Here is a 17899-nt window from a genome sequence, read left to right on the forward strand (position 1 = left end):
TTATTTTCTAAAACTTTTTAAAAATCAGCAATATCCGTTTGTAGTTTCAAAAATATTTTATACTTTTGCAGTCCAAAAAGTAGGCTTGTCATAGGTGAGTAAGATAACCTACTGAATAATAAATGCTTCCAAACTCATTAATTATTCAAATTTAAAAAACAAACAATGGCTAAGAAAGTCTTTAAAATGGTAAAGCTTCAGGTGAAAGGTGGCGCAGCTAACCCTTCTCCACCAGTAGGTCCAGCATTAGGTTCTGCAGGTGTGAACATCATGGAGTTTTGTAAGCAATTTAACGGAAGAACCCAAGATAAGCCAGGGCAAGTTTTACCTGTAGTAATTACAGTATACGAAGACAAATCTTTTGAATTCGTTATTAAAACTCCACCTGCAGCAATCCAGTTAATGGATGCGGCTAAGATCAAGGGAGGTTCTGGTGAACCAAACAGAAACAAAGTAGGTGCTGTAACTTGGGAACAAGTAAAGAAAATCGCTGAAGATAAAATGGCGGATCTTAACTGTTTTACAATGGACTCTGCGGTTTCTATGGTTGCAGGTACTGCTAGATCTATGGGATTAAGAGTAACAGGAACTAAACCAACTTTTAACGCTTAAAACCTAAAGAAATGGCAAAATTAACTAAAAAGCAAAAGGAAGCTTTAAGCAAAGTAGAAAAAGGAAGAATCTATAACCTTGAAGAAGGTTCAGCTCTTGTAAAAGAAGTGAACACTACAAAGTTTGATGCTTCAGTAGATATCGCTGTAAGATTAGGAGTAGACCCTAGAAAAGCAAACCAAATGGTAAGAGGTGTAGTATCTCTTCCTCACGGTACTGGTAAAGATGTTAAAGTTTTGGCTTTAGTAACTCCAGATAAAGAAGCAGAAGCTAAAGCTGCTGGTGCTGACTATGTAGGTCTTGACGAATATTTACAAAAAATCAAAGAAGGTTGGACAGATGTTGACGTTATCGTTACTATGCCAGCTGTAATGGGTAAATTAGGTCCATTAGGTAGAGTATTAGGTCCAAGAGGTTTAATGCCAAACCCTAAATCAGGAACTGTAACAATGGAAATTGGTAAAGCAGTAACTGAAGTAAAAGCAGGTAAAATTGATTTCAAAGTAGATAAGTATGGTATCATCCATGCTGGTATTGGTAAAGTATCTTTCGATGCTGCTAAGATCAAAGAAAATGCTCAGGAATTAATCCAGACATTGATCAAAATGAAGCCAACTGCTGCTAAAGGAACTTATGTGAAGAGTATCTATTTATCTTCTACAATGAGCCCAGGTATTGCAATTGATACTAAATCTGTTAACTAATAATAATCCTTAAGACAATGACAAAAGACCAAAAAGTTGTAGCAATACAAGAGATCAAAGATTTGCTTCAGGATGCAAAAGTAGTATACGTAGCAGATTTAGAAGGTTTGAACGCTGGTAAATCTTCAGATTTCAGAAGACAGGCTTTCAAGCAAAATATCAAAGTGAAAGTGGTGAAAAATACACTTTTACAAAAAGCAATGGAGCAAATTGAAGGAGTAGATTACTCTGAAATGTTCCCATCTTTCAAAGGAAATTCAGCATTAATGATTGCTGAAACTGCAAACGCTCCTGCGAAACTTATCCAAGGATTCAGAAAGAAAGAAGAGAAGCCAGCGTTAAAGTCTGCTTTTGTTCAAGAAACTTTCTACGTTGGTGACAACAACCTAGACATGTTGGCTAACATCAAGTCTAGAGAAGAAATGATCGGTGAAATCATCGGATTACTTCAGTCTCCAATCCAGAGAGTTGTTTCTGCTCTTCAAAACAAATCTGAAGCTGTAGAAGCTCAAGCTGAAGAAGCTGCTCCTGCGGTAGAAGAAACTCCTGCTGAAGCTCCAGAAGCTGCTGCAGAAAGCACTGAAGAAACAAGTGCTGAATAATTACACTCAAAAAATTAAATAAATAATCAACAAAAACATTACAACAATGTCAGATTTAAAAAATTTAGCTGAAACGCTAGTAAACCTAACTGTAAAAGACGTAAACGAATTAGCTGCTATCCTTAAGGATGAGTACGGAATTGAGCCAGCTGCTGCTGCTGTAGTTGTTGCTGCAGGTGGTGCAGGTGATGCTGCTGAAGAAAAGACTGAATTCGATGTAATTCTTAAGTCTGCAGGTGCTTCTAAATTAGCTATCGTTAAATTAGTAAAAGATTTAACTGGTGCTGGTCTTAAAGAAGCTAAAGATATCGTAGACGGAGCTCCTGCTGCAATTAAGCAAGGTGTTTCTAAAGACGAAGCTGAAGCTCTTAAGAAGCAATTAGAAGAAGCTGGTGCTGAAGTAGAATTGAAATAATTTCAATTGTATCATACATATAGATCCCGGACATTAGTCCGGGATTTTTTTTTATAAACCTTTCGGAAATTAATCTATAATGGTATTTAAATATTATTAACGCTTATTTGTTAATATTTTTTTATGGTTATTTATTTTTTAATAATTAATATTTTATTTTGATTTTTATTTGTTTGTTATTTGTTTTATGTGAATTTTTACTAATAAAATATTATTTTTTTTGAAAAATTATTATATTTGCACTGGAAAACACAACATAATTGAATAGGAATTATTTTCTCTCCTGTAGTCTTGGAATGGCACTTCTTGTGCTGTTCATGGCTATAGTAAGACTAAGCGCTAAGTCTGTATTTGTAATAGCGGGTAAGTCTGAACTATTATATGATACGGATGCAAAGAATGGTTTGCAGTTATATTCTACAGATTTATCCTTGTATCTATTATCCGGGTCTATAAAATACGATAAGTATGAAATCCCTGATAAAATGATTTTTTAATCCTTCAGTCATTCCGTAGGTTATCAACTATTTCATTGGTGATTTGTAAAATTGAAAGATTTTCCTTTTCAATAAATACATAAAAAACAAAAAAAATTCGTTAAATGAAAAATAAATTATTGATTCTTTTACCCGTAGATTTAATGAATTGTGTATAAGTTGGGATTAAAAAAAATTCTTAATCTGCGGTCTTTATATTATTAAAAGAAAGACTCAATGAAACGTAAAATCTTATAAGGCTATTGTGAAATAACTGTAAGATTAGCTTGTGTTGTGGAAGGGCTGCCTGTTTTTCAGGTAGCTCTTCCTATTGAGAAGGGTTATGATAAAAACTGACCAGGAGCTGTTTTTACAAAAAAATAGCTCTCATAAAGCTTTTTTTTATTTAAATAATGAACGGCGATTAATATTTAAAGGTTGTCAAATTATTATTTAGGCAAAAGGTGTCGTTTTTCTAGAATAGAAGGCTGAAATGTCCTTTATGATTTCAAAGGAAAGGTAACTTTAAACTTGTTCAACTTGAATGCAGATGATGAGAAGAGATGTATTTCTGGTCTTTTAAAAAGTGCCCTGATGAACTCTGTAAATATTTAACCACTTCAAAATGAAGTGGTTTTATTTGTAAATATAGAATTTTTTTTGTATCTTTGCCCTTCTTTTGGCGCGAAAAATTGTTTGTAAATTTATAAAATACTGAAAATCAACTCTTTCATTGTGTAAACATGAAAGGGATTTCGTATATATACATATTGCGGGTAATACTGCCTCAAAAGTAATAAAAATATTTTGCATTACGCTGTGAAAAGATATACCAGTGTTGCAGTTAGAAAGAGTCGAGTACAACGTTAAAAGAGCTTAAGGTCTTTCGTGAGCGCCAAAAACACTTTTACCTTTTGTTTTTTACTTGTTTCTTGTTTTTTCTGATATTTTTTAATGAATCAAAATATTTTTTAACCCTTTCTTAAAAGTTTTATGAGTAAAACAAAATCAACAACTCAAGGAAATCCGAGAATTAATTTCTCATCAGCGAAAGGAAAAATTATCACTCCAGACTTCTTGGACATCCAAATTGAGTCTTTCAGAGAATTTTTCCAGCTTGATACACTTCCTGAAGCCAGAAAGAACGAAGCTCTTTACAAGACTTTCCAAGAGAATTTCCCAATTACGGATTCAAGAAACCAATTCGTATTAGAATTCTTAGACTATCTGGTAGATTCTCCACGTTATTCAATCGACGAGTGTGTGGAAAGAGGACTTACTTATTCAGTTCCTCTAAAAGCAAGACTTAAATTGTACTGTACTGACCCGGAACATGAAGATTTCCAAACAGTGGTTCAGGATGTATACTTAGGTCCGGTTCCTTACATGACGCCAAGTGGTTCTTTCATCATCAACGGTGCAGAAAGAGTTATTGTTACGCAGCTTCACCGTTCACCTGGTGTATTCTTCGGACAAACTTACCACGCTAACGGAACCAAACTATACTATTCAAGAATTATTCCTTTCAAAGGATCTTGGATGGAATTTACAACGGATATCAACAGCGTAATGTACGCGTATATCGACCGTAAGAAAAAGTTACCATTAACAACTTTATTAAGAGCGATTGGGTATGAGTCTGATAAGGATATCCTTCAGATCTTCGACCTTGCTGAGGAAGTGAAAGTTTCTAAAGCTGCCCTTAAAAAAGTGGAAGGGAGAACATTGGCTGCGAGAGTATTGAACACTTGGTTCGAAGACTTCGTAGACGAAGATACAGGTGAAGTAGTTTCTATCGAAAGAAACGAAATCATCCTAGATAGAGAAACAATCCTTGAAAAAGAACACTTAGATCTTATCCTGGATGCTGGTGTGAAATCAATCCTGATTCACAAAGAAAACAGCAATGAATTCTCTATCATTCAGAATACATTACAAAAAGACCCTACGAACTCTGAGAAAGAAGCCGTAGAGTACATCTACCGTCAGTTAAGAAACGCAGATCCGCCAGATGAAGAAACGGCAAGAGGAATCATTGAGAAATTATTCTTCTCTGAGCAGAGGTATTCATTAGGGGAAGTAGGACGTTACAGACTAAACAAAAAGTTAGGTCTTAACATCCCAACTACAACTGAGGTTCTTACAAAAGAAGATATCATTGCAATCGTAAGACACTTAATTGAGCTTGTAAACTCTAAAGCGGAGGTGGATGACATCGACCACTTATCTAACAGAAGAATTAAAACTGTTGGTGAGCAATTAGCAGGACAGTTCGGAGTAGGTCTTTCAAGAATTGCAAGAACAATCAAGGAGAGAATGAACGTTAGAGATAACGAAATCTTTACTCCACTTGACCTTGTTAATGCTAAAACGTTAACATCTGTAATCAACTCATTCTTCGGTACCAACCAGCTATCTCAGTTCATGGACCAAACCAACCCTCTATCAGAGATCACTCACAAGAGAAGATTATCTGCACTAGGGCCTGGTGGTTTATCAAGAGAAAGAGCAGGTTTCGAGGTTCGTGACGTTCACCATACTCACTACGGAAGAATTTGCCCGATTGAAACTCCGGAAGGACCAAACATCGGTTTGATTTCATCTTTAGGTATTTATGCGAAAATCAACAACCTTGGTTTCATCGAAACTCCATATAGAAAAGTAGAAGATGGTAAGATTAATCTTAACGCAGATCCTATTTATCTGAATGCAGAAGACGAAGAAGATAAGGTAATTGCTCAGGCAAACGTTGAATTGAGTGATAATGGTGATTTCTTAACGGATAGAATTATTGCAAGACTAGACGGTGACTACCCTGTAGTTGAACCAGCTCAGGTTAACCTTATTGATGTTGCACCTAACCAGATTTCTGGTATTTCCGCTTCACTAATTCCATTCTTGGAGCATGATGATGCGAACCGTGCATTGATGGGATCTAACATGATGCGTCAGGCCGTTCCTCTATTGAAGCCACAGGCTCCGGTTGTAGGTACAGGGCTTGAGCAACAAGTTGCAAGAGATTCAAGAATTTTAATTAACGCTGAAGGTACAGGTACTGTAGAGTATGTTGATGCTGACAAAATCGTTATTAAGTACGAAAGAAGTGAAGACGAAGATTTAGTACAATTCGAGTCTGCTACTAAAACATACAACCTTACTAAGTTTAGAAAAACGAACCAGAGTACAACTATTACCCTAAGACCAAACGTAAGAGTAGGTGATGTAGTGGAAAAAGGACAAGTACTTTGCGACGGGTATGCTACTGAAAAAGGAGAATTAGCTCTTGGTAGAAACTTAGTAGTAGCGTTCATGCCTTGGAAAGGATACAACTTTGAGGATGCGATCGTAATCAATGAAAAAGTTGTACGTGAAGACTGGTTTACTTCAATCCACGTAGATGAATATTCATTAGAAGTTCGTGATACTAAATTAGGTATGGAAGAACTTACAGCTGATATTCCAAACGTATCTGAAGAAGCTACCAAAGATCTTGACGAGAACGGTATGATCAGAATCGGTGCTGAAGTGAAGCCTGGAGATATCATGATTGGTAAAATTACTCCAAAAGGTGAATCTGACCCGACTCCTGAAGAAAAGCTTCTTAGAGCAATCTTCGGTGATAAAGCTGGTGATGTAAAAGATGCATCATTAAAAGCTGACTCTTCATTAAGAGGGGTTGTTATCAACAAGAAATTGTTCTCTAGAAACATTAAAGACAAAAAGAAAAGAACTGAAGAAAAACTTAAACTTGAAGAGATTGAAAACACTTACAAGGCTAAGTTTGACGAGTTGAGAAATACTTTAATTGAAAAATTAAATACACTGGTAAGCGGTAAAACTTCTCAAGGGGTACAAAATGACCTAGACGAAGAGATCATCGGTAAAGGTGTGAAGTTCACTCACAAGTTATTAACTTCAGTTGAAGATTATGTAAACGTTAGCGGTTCAGACTGGACAGTAGACGCTGACAAGAATGAATTGATCAAACAATTGATTCACAATTACAAAATCAAATATAACGACATCCAGGGAGTTAAAAACCGTGAGAAATTCGCGATTTCAATCGGAGATGAGCTTCCGGCAGGTATCATGAAGCTGGCTAAAGTTTACATCGCTAAGAAACGTAAACTGAATGTAGGAGATAAAATGGCAGGACGTCACGGTAACAAAGGTATCGTATCAAGAATCGTTCGTGAAGAAGATATGCCGTTCCTGGAAGATGGAACACCAGTAGATATCGTATTGAATCCACTAGGGGTACCTTCTCGTATGAACATCGGACAGATTTATGAAACAGTTCTTGGATGGGCTGGTCAGAAATTGGGTATGAAGTTCGCTACGCCAATCTTTGATGGAGCTACTCTTGAGCAGATCACTGAGTATACAGAGAAAGCAGGTCTTCCTAAATTCGGTCACACTCACCTTTATGATGGTGGTACCGGAGAAAGATTTACACAGGCAGCTACAGTAGGTGTAATCTACATGCTGAAACTAGGACACATGGTTGATGATAAGATGCACGCGCGTTCTATTGGTCCTTACTCATTGATTACTCAGCAGCCATTAGGAGGTAAAGCTCAGTTTGGTGGTCAGAGATTCGGAGAGATGGAGGTTTGGGCACTTGAAGCATTCGGTGCATCAAATATCCTTAGAGAGATTCTTACTGTGAAGTCGGATGACGTGATTGGTAGAGCGAAAACTTATGAAGCAATTGCAAAAGGTGAGTCTATGCCTGAACCAGGTATTCCAGAATCATTCAATGTATTACTTCACGAGTTACAAGGTCTTGGATTAGACGTAAGATTGGAGGAGTAAGATATCAGATGTCAGACACAAGCTGTCAGACTATGGCACTCTAAGAATTTTATAATCCTTGAATTTGGAATGATGATTTCGTCTGAAATCTGAAATCTGAAATCTAAAATCTAAAAAAAATTATGTCAAATAAAAATAAATCAAGTAGATTTAATAAAATAACCATCGGTTTAGCATCTCCGGAGTCTATTTTACAGGATTCAAGAGGAGAAGTTTTAAAACCGGAAACTATTAACTACAGAACTCACAAACCTGAAAGAGACGGGTTATTCTGTGAGAAAATTTTCGGTCCTGTAAAGGATTACGAATGTGCTTGTGGTAAATACAAGAGAATTCGTTACAAAGGGATCGTTTGTGACCGTTGTGGAGTAGAAGTTACTGAGAAAAAAGTAAGAAGAGAGAGAATCGGGCACATCAATCTTGTAGTTCCAATTGCACACATCTGGTATTTCCGTTCATTACCAAACAAAATCGGATACCTTCTTGGAATTCCTTCTAAGAAATTAGATATGATCATCTACTACGAAAGATATGTAGTGATCCAGCAAGGTATTGCTAAGAAATTAGATGGTTCTGATTTTGAGAACATGGAGTTCCTTACAGAAGAAGAATACCTTGATATCATGGAAACTCTTCCTGTAGAAAACCAATATCTTGACGATTCTGATCCAAACAAATTCATCGCTAAAATGGGTGCTGAAGCTGTTGAGGAATTATTAAAAAGAATCGATCTTGATGCATTGTCTTTCGACTTGAGACATAAAGCTCACAACGAAGGTTCTAAGCAAAGAAGAACTGAAGCGCTGAAAAGATTGAACGTTGTAGAAGCATTAAGAGGTGCTAATACAAGAATGATCAACAGACCAGAGTGGATGATCATGCGTGTACTTCCTGTTATCCCACCAGAACTAAGACCATTGGTTCCATTGGATGGAGGACGTTTCGCAACTTCTGACTTAAATGACCTTTATAGAAGAGTAATTATCAGAAATAACCGTTTGAAGAGATTATTGGAGATCAAAGCTCCTGAAGTAATCTTGAGAAACGAGAAGCGTATGCTTCAGGAATCAGTAGATTCATTATTCGATAACACAAGAAAATCTTCTGCAGTAAAATCTGAATCAAACAGACCATTGAAATCACTTTCTGATTCATTGAAAGGTAAGCAAGGTCGTTTCCGTCAGAACTTACTAGGGAAAAGGGTTGACTACTCTGCGCGTTCGGTAATTGTTGTAGGTCCAAACTTACAGCTTCACGAGTGTGGTATTCCTAAAGATATGGCAGCTGAACTTTACAAACCGTTCATCATTAGAAAACTAATCGAGAGAGGGATTGTAAAAACAGTAAAATCTGCAAAGAGAATTATCGACAGAAAAGAACCAGTAGTTTATGATATCCTTGAAAACGTGATGAAAGGTCACCCGGTACTATTGAACAGGGCACCTACGCTTCACAGATTGGGTATTCAGGCTTTCCAACCTAAGATGATCGAAGGTAAGGCAATCCAACTACACCCGTTAGTAACTACAGCATTCAACGCCGATTTCGATGGTGACCAGATGGCGGTACACTTACCATTAGGACCAGAAGCGATCCTTGAAGCTCAGTTATTGATGTTAGGTTCTCAGAACATCTTGAACCCTGCAAACGGTTCTCCAATTACGGTACCATCTCAGGACATGGTTCTTGGTCTTTATTTCATGACTAAAGAATTGAGCTCTACAGATGATATGAAAGTAAAAGGTGAAGGTCTTGCGTTCTATTCTCCTGAAGAAGCGGAAATCGCTTATGCAGAAGGTAGAGTTTCATTAAATGCTAAGGTAAGATGTAGACTACCAATCAAAGAAGATGGTGTAATCGTAACAAGATTAATCGAAACTTCTGTAGGTAGAATTCTATTTAACCAAATTGTACCTAAGCAGGTAGGATATATCAATGAACTTCTTACTAAGAAATCATTGAGAAACGTTATCGGTAAGATCCTTGCTGATACAGATTTCCCTACAACAGTGAAGTTCTTGGATGCAATGAAAGATCTAGGGTATTCAAATGCATTCAAAGGAGGTCTATCGTTCTCTCTTGGAGATATCGTAGTACCTGTTGAGAAAAAGCAGATGATTGCACAATCAATCGAGACTGTAGACGAAATTAGAGCTAACTATAACATGGGTCTAATTACCGATACAGAACGTTATAACCAGGTAATCGACGTTTGGACAAACACCAACGCTGGATTAACTGAAATGATCATGAGCAGAATGAAAACTGACCAAGGTGGTTTCAACTCTGTATACATGATGCTTGACTCTGGGGCGAGGGGTTCTAAAGAACAGATCCGTCAGTTATCAGGGATGAGAGGTTTGATGGCAAAACCGCAAAAAGCCGGATCTACCGGAGCGGAGATCATCGAAAACCCGATCCTTGCAAACTTTAAGGAAGGTCTTTCAATTCTAGAGTACTTTATCTCTACCCACGGTGCTCGTAAGGGTCTTGCGGATACCGCTCTTAAGACAGCCGATGCTGGTTACCTAACCAGAAGATTGGTAGACGTTGCACAGGACGTTATCGTTACAGAAGATGACTGTGGAACACTTAGAGGAACTGAAGTTACTGCACTTAAGAAAAATGACGAAATCGTTGAAAAGATCTCTGAAAGAATTTTAGGTAGAGTATCTCTTCATAATATTTATGATCCTGAAAGTGATGAATTAATCACTGAAGCAGATCAGGTAATCACTGAGCAATTAGCTAAGAGAATTGAAGAAGCAGGATTAGAAGCAGTTGAAGTACGTTCTCCACTTACTTGTGAAGCTAAGAAAGGGATCTGTGCGAAATGTTACGGTAGAAACTTGGCAACAGGTAAGATGATCCACATGGGTGAAGCGGTAGGTGTAATTGCAGCACAGTCAATTGGGGAACCAGGTACTCAGCTTACGTTGAGAACCTTCCACCAAGGTGGTACTGCAGGTAACGTATCAGAAAACCCATCTATTGTTGCAAGAAGAGACGGTATCGTTGAAATGGATGAAGTAAGAACAATTACTTCTGAAGATGAAAACGGTAATACAGCTGAGGTTGTAGTTTCTCGTTCAACAGAATTCAGATTAGTTGCTGATAACGATTCCAGAACTCCATTAATGGTTGCTAACGTACCTTACGGATCTATATTATCTGTGAAACCAGGTGATAAAGTGAAGAAAGGAGATACAATCTGTAGATGGGATCCGTATAACGCGGTAATCATTGCTGAAACTTCAGGTAAGGTAGAATACGAGGATATCATCCAGGGTATTTCATTCCAACTTGAAATTGACGAACAAACAGGATTCGAAGAGAAAGTAATCTCCGAATCAAGAAATAAGAAAGCCGTACCTACCTTGAAAGTGGTAGACTCTAAAGGAGTTGAGCAGAAAGCTTACAACTTACCGGTAGGAGCCCACTTGATGGTTAACGATGGTGAAAAAATTAAGGCTGGTAAAGTCCTAATCAAGATCCCAAGAAAATCTGCAAAAGCAGGGGATATCACCGGAGGTCTTCCAAGAGTTACCGAATTATTCGAAGCAAGAAACCCTTCAAATCCAGCGGTTGTTACTGAAATCGACGGGGTAGTTTCTTACGGAAAAATTAAGAGAGGTAACCGTGAACTTATTGTTGAGGCTAAAACTGGAGAAAGAAAGATTTACTTAGTAAAACTTTCCAACCAGATTCTTGTTCAGGAGAATGACTTCGTAAGAGCAGGTTCTCCACTTTCTGACGGTTCTATTACACCGGAGGATATCTTAAGAATCAAAGGCCCAACTGCCGTTCAGGAATACTTAGTAAACGAAATTCAGGAAGTTTACCGTCTACAGGGGGTAAAAATTGACGATAAGCACTTCGAAATCATCGTAAGACAGATGATGACAAAAGTATCTATCGTGGATGGAGGTGATACTCAATTCCTTGAAGGAGCTCTTGAGCACAAGTATGATTTCTTGGAAGAAAACAACAGAGTATTCGGTCTTAAGGTAGTAGTAGATGCTGGTGATTCTAAAGAATTTAAGCCAGGTCAGATGATTACTGCAAGAGAATTAAGAGATGAAAACTCTAAGTTGAGACGTGAAGATCAAAGCCTGGTAGAAGTAAGAGAAGCTCTTCCTGCTACTGCAACTCCTGTACTACAAGGTATTACAAGAGCGGCACTTCAGACTAAGTCATTCATGTCTGCAGCATCGTTCCAGGAAACAACTAAAGTACTTAACGAAGCAGCAGTTGCCGGTAAGATAGATGATCTGAACGGTCTTAAAGAAAATGTAATTGTAGGACACAGAATTCCTGCAGGTACAGGTCTTAAAGAGTATCAGAATGTTATCGTAGGTTCTAAGAAAGAATTCGAAGACCTTAACTAAAATTAATGATTTGAAATTTGGGATTTGAAATTATTTTTATATTTTCACAATCTCAAATTTCGAATTTTAAAAACATAATTTATAACAATGGACAACAATCAAAATCCACAAGACGGAAACATCAACATCGAATTAAACGAAATGGTAGCTGCTGGTATCTATGCTAACTTAGCATTAGTAAACCACTCTCCATCTGAATTTGTAGTAGACTTTATTCAGTTGATGCCAGGTGTTCAGCAGGCAAAAGTAAGATCAAGAGTTATTCTTGCTCCACTTCATGCTAAAAGAGTATTAAACGCTCTTCAGCAGAACATCGCTAACTACGAGCAGCAGTTCGGAGAAATCAAAGAAGTTGAGCCTTTCGTATTAGGAGGAAACAACGTACAAGCGTAAGATTTCTTTTACAATAAAAATAAGAATGCCCCGGTTTTCCGGGGCATTTTTTGTTTATATAATTTTAAGTATTGTATATTTTAAATAGTATTAAAATTTTATATTTAAAATATATATTAAAATTAAGTAATTATTAAGATGTTTTTCGTAATTGAGGAAGAATTTTGGTTATTTAATATATTAGATGATCAATTTTATATATTTGTTTAAAACATTGACAGGAAAAGATATGATAAGTGATCAATTTATTCTCCAAAGATTTGGCTTTTTAGGCGAAGATTTTTCAGCTGAACTTGAAAAGCATGCAGTGATGACCGATATAAAAGCAAAAACAGAAGTTATTAGAGAAGGTCAGAAAAACAGATACGTCCCCTTTCTTATCAAAGGATCTATTAAAGTATTTACATTAAATGATGGAAGAGAACTCATCTATTATTACATAAAACCGAATGACAGCTGTCTGATGACATTCTCATCCATTTTCACAGATTATGTAAGCAGAGTATATGCTATTGCAGAAGAAGATTCCGAAGCCTTACTAATCCCCGTTTCTGTGATGCATGAATGGCTGATTAGATTTCCCGAAATGAATAAGCTCTTTTACCGCGAATATGACAGACGCTTTTCTGAAGTAATGAATATGGTAAACGAAGCTGTTTTTCATAGGTTGGACAAAAGAGTACTGAGTTACATTAAACAGCAGATAGCGCTCACAGGTACCAATCCTATCAAGATTACACACCGGGAAATTGCAAGTAATCTGGGAACTTCAAGAGAAGTGGTAAGCCGGGTTTTAAAAAAAATTGAGAACGAAGGAGAAATCCTTCAGACAAAAAATGGAATAAAAGTTCCTATGGATGAAAATGTTAGATTAAGTTGATTTTCATTGTTTTATCTACCAATTGATAAAAACAATTTGTCTGGTGACTTTTATCACCTGTTTTTGAATTGGTAACTCAATAAGTTTGTCATATAATAATTAAAAATTGGATATGACAAAAATTCTGCTGTTTCTGTCAATATTTTTATCAGTTTTTGCCTTTTCACAGGAAGATCTGCTAAAAGATATTGATACCGTTAAAACCAATACGGAAAACTCACAACCCGCTTTCAAAGCATTGCAGATTGTTACAGGGCAATCTACAAAACTCGCCGCTAAAAAAGAATGGTACATTATTGTTGCCCACAGATTTGGAGATATAAGTGCCGGGTTTAAAGACTTTTTCGGGTTAGATCATGCCTCTACCAAATTAGGGGTAATCTATGGTATTTCAGATGCAGTTTCTGTCAGTTTATCCAGAGAAACCAATATGAAGACCTTTGAAGGAGCGGTAAAATATAAGCTGGTAAAACAAAATGAGAATTTTCCCGTGGATATTGTAGGTTACAATGTTATGGGAGTAAATACAGAGCTGGATAAAGATACCTATCCTTATCTTAAATTCAATGACAGGCTGTCCTATCTTACACAGGCGCTAATTTCCAGAAGATTCAATGATAAATTTTCATTACAGCTTACCCCTTCATTTGTTCATAAAAATCTTTATGATCCGGCCATTGAGGATAAGAATCAATTCTTAGCTGGTTTAGGAGGGCGTTATAAAATTTCAAAAAGAGTTTCTGTAAATGCAGAGTACTTTGTCAACTTTGATAATCACAGCTTTTATAAGAACCCTCTCTCATTAGGAGTAGACATAGAAACAGGAGGGCATATTTTTCAGCTGCTATTTACAAATTCCCAGATCAATTCAGATATCGGATATCTTACCAATGCAGCAGGAAACTGGGGAAAAGGGCATATTTTCTTTGGGTTTAATCTTTATAGAGTTTTTTAATATGAGAAAGTTGACGTCATTATTGATATTATCAGTAACCCTTATCATAACAGCATGTGATAGCAGAACCTATGAAGAAATTTCAGATAATACACCTATCACCACACCCGTAAATTATACCAAAGATGTAAAACCTATTGTAGATAACAACTGTATAGGCTGTCATTCCGGAAATTTCAAACCGCTGGAGACCTATGATCAGGTAAAAAATAACATAAACGGAATTATTGATCGGATTCAAAGACCCAGCGGAGATCCCGGGAAAATGCCTCAGGGAGGTTCATTATCTGCTGCACAGATCAATATTTTCATAAAATGGAAAGCAGACGGATTAACTGAAAATTAAAAAAATTGATATGAAAAAAATAATACTATTAAGCATACTCTTGCTTTCAGCAGGCTATACTTCAGCACAGAAATACAGCTCTAAAACGGGTAAAGTTACTTTTGAAGCCTCAGTGCCTTTATTTGAAGATATTTATGCAAAAGATGATAACAATGTTGTGATTTTAAATGCAGATACCGGAGAGATAGCTTCAGTTTCAGTGGTTAAAAATTTTCACTTTAAGACCAAATTAATGGAAGAGCATTTCAACGAAAGTTATGCTGAGACAGCAAAATATCCTAAAACAACTTTCAAAGGGAAAATTGCCGGGTTTGATAAAACAAAACTTTCCACAAGCCCGCAAAAATATACCGTACAGGGAACACTTAATTTTCATGGTGTAGATAAAGCAGTTTCTTCTGCTGCAACTATATATTCAAAAGAGGGCAAAGTTTATATGCAGGGTGGCTTTGTAGCAAAGCCTGCAGATTTTAAAGTGACTATTCCCAAGATGGTTATGAAGAAAGTAGCAGAGAATGTAAATATTGAGTATAACTATGTAATGGCAGCGCAATGAGAAGTTTAATCATAGTATTTGCTTTTTGCTTAGGTGCTCTCTTTTCTGCGCAGGAAAAAACAAAATCAATCTTTGATATTGCCAGAAGCGGAACAGTAACTGAAGTACAGGAACTGATGAAACAGAACCCGGATGTTATTAATCAGGTAAATGAAAATGGTTTTTCTCCACTTATTTTAGCCTGTTACAGAGGAAATGTAAGTGTTGCAGATTTTCTGATTGATCATGTAAAAGATATCAATTATAAAAGCCGTGAAGGTACCGCACTAGCTGGTCTTGCTATAAAATATAATAAAGAACTTGTAGAGCATCTGTTAAAGAAAAAAGCAGATCCGAATATTGCAGATGCTACAGGATATACTCCTTTATTCTGGGCTGTAAAATCCGGAAATAAAGAGTTGATAGAACAATTACTTCGATATAAGGCAGATAAAACGAAGAAAGATTCAATGGGAATGACTCCTTTTGAATATGCATTACAAACCAATAATAAAGAAATCATCAATCTCTTAAAAAATTAATATGAAAAAAGTTTTACTAGTAATTAATGTGGCCTTTGCCAGTTTTGCATGGGCTCAGTTTTCGTCAGGAACGGTAAATTTACCAACAGCATCTATGACGGTGAAATTAGATACTACTCCTACTGGAGTAACAATGACTTTGACAGGCGACAGCAATTCAATGTTGGGAATAGGATTTGGCGGAAATGGTGTAAACTCTGGTGGTATGGCTAACGGTTCAGATGGATTTATCTATAATTCATCTGCCAACAGAGATTATACTTTTATTGGAATGACTGCTCCCAATGCCGATGCTGCTCAGGATTGGACTGAAACTTCCAATACCGTAAGCGGAAGTACAAGAACTATAGTAGCAACAAGATCACTGGCCGGAGGAACAGGGGACTTTGCGATTCCTAATGCCGCCGGTAGCATTAATATCTTTTATGCACGTAGATCAGGAAATCAGGCTTTAGGATATCATGGTGGTAACAGAGATTATGCTACATTAACAATGACAGCAAGTACTACTCTGGGAACCGGCGAAGTTGTTGCTGATAGCAAAAAAGTAAGTCTTTATCCTAATCCTGCAAAAACTGCTGTTAGCTTTAAAAATTTCGATAAGATAAAATCTATTGATATCTATGAAGGATCAGGAAGAAAAGTAAAAACGGTGACTCCGGATAGAGAAAGTATCAATGTTGAAGATCTTAAATCAGGAAACTATTATCTTGAAATTCAGCTGAAAGACGGAAGCGTATCTTATGAAAAGCTGATTAAAGAATAAAAAATCACATCCAAATATTGTAAATGAATGCCTCTGATTTTTCAGAGGTATTTTTTATGATAGAATTGGTAAACGGCTTATTTGGAAATCTATATATTTGTTTATAAGCCAAAAAGACAAGTTTTGAGTAAAAATTTAAAGGAAATAGCCTATCAGTTTGCAAAATCAAGAAAACTGAATGATTTTATAGAATATGGTGGAGTAGCGGCAGCTATTGAAACAGCAGATGGTAATGTGTATACAGGAATTAGTATAGACACGGCATGTTCTATGGGGTTCTGTGCAGAACACAGTGCAATAGCTGAAATGTTGAAAAATGGAGAACATCGGATAAAAGCGGTGGTGGCTGTAGGAAATGACGGTAATGCAGTCCCTCCGTGCGGAAGATGCCGGGAATTAATGAGTCAGTTATCAAAAGAAAATCTCGGGGCAATAGTAGAAGTTAAAAACGGAATATTTGTAACTTTGAAAGAACTGATGCCTTATGACTGGAAAGAAGATCTTGACAGAGAATGGTAATCTTTAATCTCTTAATTTTTAAACATCAATGGAATTCAAAACCCTGGCAAATATTACAATAGAAGAACTTTTATCAGTATTCAATCATTCATTTTCCGATTATATTGTCTCTTTTCACTTAACAAAAGAAGTGCTTATCTCAAAAATTGCAGCGGAAAAGCTGGATATGAACTTATCTGTCGGAGCATTTGAGGAAGGGAAGCTTGTGGGCTTTATTCTTCAGGCAGAAAAGGTTGAAAATGGCGAAAAGATTATTTATAACGGCGGAACAGGTGTTATTCCGGAAAGCAGAGGTAGAGGGCTGGTGAGAAAAATGTACGATTTTATTATTCCTGTTTTAAAAGAGAGAGATGCAGATATATTACTGCTTGAAGTGATTGAAGGAAATCAAAATGCAATCAGAGCCTATGAAAATTTAGGGTTTTCTATTGTACGAAGACTGCTTTGTTTTAATGGAAATATCAACCCCAATCCGAAAAAAGAAAATACAGAGATAACCATAAAAGATCTTGAGGACTTCTCATGGGAAACATTACGTTCTTTCTGGGATATAGAACCTTCATGGCAAGGGTCTGTTTTTGTGTTGGATCCTATACCAGAAAATTATATAGCTTTAGGGGCTTATGCTGAAAAAAAACTGGTAGGATATATCATTTATGGGCCAGTATCAAGAAGAATTTATCAGGTTGCTGTAGATAAAAAGTACAGAAAGCAAGGCATAGGGACAAAGCTTTTTATTGCGGTTAAAGAAAGAAATGAAGAACAGAGTGTTTCACTGAATAACGTAGATGATTCTTCAGAAAATACAGCAAAATTCCTCGAAGAAACAGGTCTCAAAAACTGGCTCTCACAATTTGAAATGAAAAGAAGTATCTGACGGTTTTCATTTTAATAGTTTTTAATATACTTTTAACCTCCTAAACTTTTCGTTCAGAAGTATAGAACGTAACT

General features: G+C 36.5%; 15 protein-coding genes. All 15 read left to right on the forward strand.

Annotated elements, in window-relative coordinates:
• Positions 1 to 165: 165 nt before the first annotated feature.
• Entirely contained in the window at positions 166 to 612 is a 447-nt protein-coding gene (gene rplK / locus F3J23_RS00525; protein WP_045501113.1) for a 50S ribosomal protein L11, read from the forward strand.
• Positions 613 to 623: 11 nt separating this feature from the next.
• The gene (gene rplA / locus F3J23_RS00530; protein WP_002976422.1) at positions 624 to 1316 is read left to right on the forward strand and encodes a 50S ribosomal protein L1; all 693 of its coding nucleotides are present in this window, start codon (positions 624 to 626) and stop codon (positions 1314 to 1316) included.
• A gap of 17 nt (positions 1317 to 1333) precedes the next feature.
• Positions 1334 to 1918 (forward strand): 50S ribosomal protein L10, encoded by a 585-nt coding sequence (gene rplJ, locus F3J23_RS00535; protein ID WP_167022492.1) that lies wholly within the window; start codon positions 1334 to 1336, stop codon positions 1916 to 1918.
• 46 nt (positions 1919 to 1964) lie between these two features.
• Entirely contained in the window at positions 1965 to 2333 is a 369-nt protein-coding gene (gene rplL / locus F3J23_RS00540) for a 50S ribosomal protein L7/L12 (RefSeq protein WP_062675820.1), read from the forward strand.
• Positions 2334 to 3802: 1469 nt separating this feature from the next.
• On the forward strand, positions 3803 to 7624 hold the full coding sequence (gene rpoB, locus F3J23_RS00545) for a DNA-directed RNA polymerase subunit beta (protein WP_167022495.1): 3822 nt from the start codon (positions 3803 to 3805) through the stop codon (positions 7622 to 7624).
• A 122-nt stretch (positions 7625 to 7746) separates the two neighbouring features.
• Complete coding sequence (gene rpoC / locus F3J23_RS00550) at positions 7747 to 12012, forward strand: DNA-directed RNA polymerase subunit beta' (RefSeq protein WP_167022498.1); 4266 nt, start codon at positions 7747 to 7749, stop codon at positions 12010 to 12012.
• Positions 12013 to 12099: 87 nt separating this feature from the next.
• The gene (locus F3J23_RS00555) at positions 12100 to 12405 is read left to right on the forward strand and encodes a DUF3467 domain-containing protein (RefSeq protein WP_002976436.1); all 306 of its coding nucleotides are present in this window, start codon (positions 12100 to 12102) and stop codon (positions 12403 to 12405) included.
• 184 nt (positions 12406 to 12589) lie between these two features.
• Positions 12590 to 13285, forward strand: coding sequence for a Crp/Fnr family transcriptional regulator (locus tag F3J23_RS00560; protein WP_228455240.1), 696 nt, complete (start codon positions 12590 to 12592; stop codon positions 13283 to 13285).
• 112 nt (positions 13286 to 13397) lie between these two features.
• Positions 13398 to 14240, forward strand: a complete 843-nt coding sequence (locus tag F3J23_RS00565) for a DUF5777 family beta-barrel protein (RefSeq protein ID WP_167022501.1) — start codon at positions 13398 to 13400, stop codon at positions 14238 to 14240.
• Position 14241: 1 nt separating this feature from the next.
• Positions 14242 to 14586: a hypothetical protein gene (locus F3J23_RS00570; RefSeq protein ID WP_228455241.1), complete on the forward strand. Its 345-nt coding sequence runs from the start codon at positions 14242 to 14244 to the stop codon at positions 14584 to 14586.
• A gap of 10 nt (positions 14587 to 14596) precedes the next feature.
• Entirely contained in the window at positions 14597 to 15142 is a 546-nt protein-coding gene (locus F3J23_RS00575; RefSeq protein WP_167022507.1) for a YceI family protein, read from the forward strand.
• Positions 15139 to 15663 (forward strand): ankyrin repeat domain-containing protein, encoded by a 525-nt coding sequence (locus F3J23_RS00580; protein WP_167022510.1) that lies wholly within the window; start codon positions 15139 to 15141, stop codon positions 15661 to 15663. The genes F3J23_RS00575 and F3J23_RS00580 overlap by 4 nt, the downstream gene beginning before the upstream one ends.
• Before the next feature lies 1 nt (position 15664).
• A complete protein-coding gene (locus F3J23_RS00585) occupies positions 15665 to 16429 on the forward strand; it encodes a T9SS type A sorting domain-containing protein (RefSeq protein ID WP_167022514.1) in 765 nt (254 codons plus the stop codon).
• 123 nt (positions 16430 to 16552) lie between these two features.
• The gene (locus tag F3J23_RS00590) at positions 16553 to 16948 is read left to right on the forward strand and encodes a cytidine deaminase family protein (protein ID WP_167022518.1); all 396 of its coding nucleotides are present in this window, start codon (positions 16553 to 16555) and stop codon (positions 16946 to 16948) included.
• Between the two features lie 28 nt (positions 16949 to 16976).
• On the forward strand, positions 16977 to 17825 hold the full coding sequence (locus F3J23_RS00595; protein WP_167022521.1) for a GNAT family N-acetyltransferase: 849 nt from the start codon (positions 16977 to 16979) through the stop codon (positions 17823 to 17825).
• Positions 17826 to 17899: the final 74 nt, after the last annotated feature.

Origin of the sequence: Chryseobacterium sp. Tr-659 (assembly GCF_011752975.1) — a bacterium.
Classification (GTDB): domain Bacteria; phylum Bacteroidota; class Bacteroidia; order Flavobacteriales; family Weeksellaceae; genus Chryseobacterium.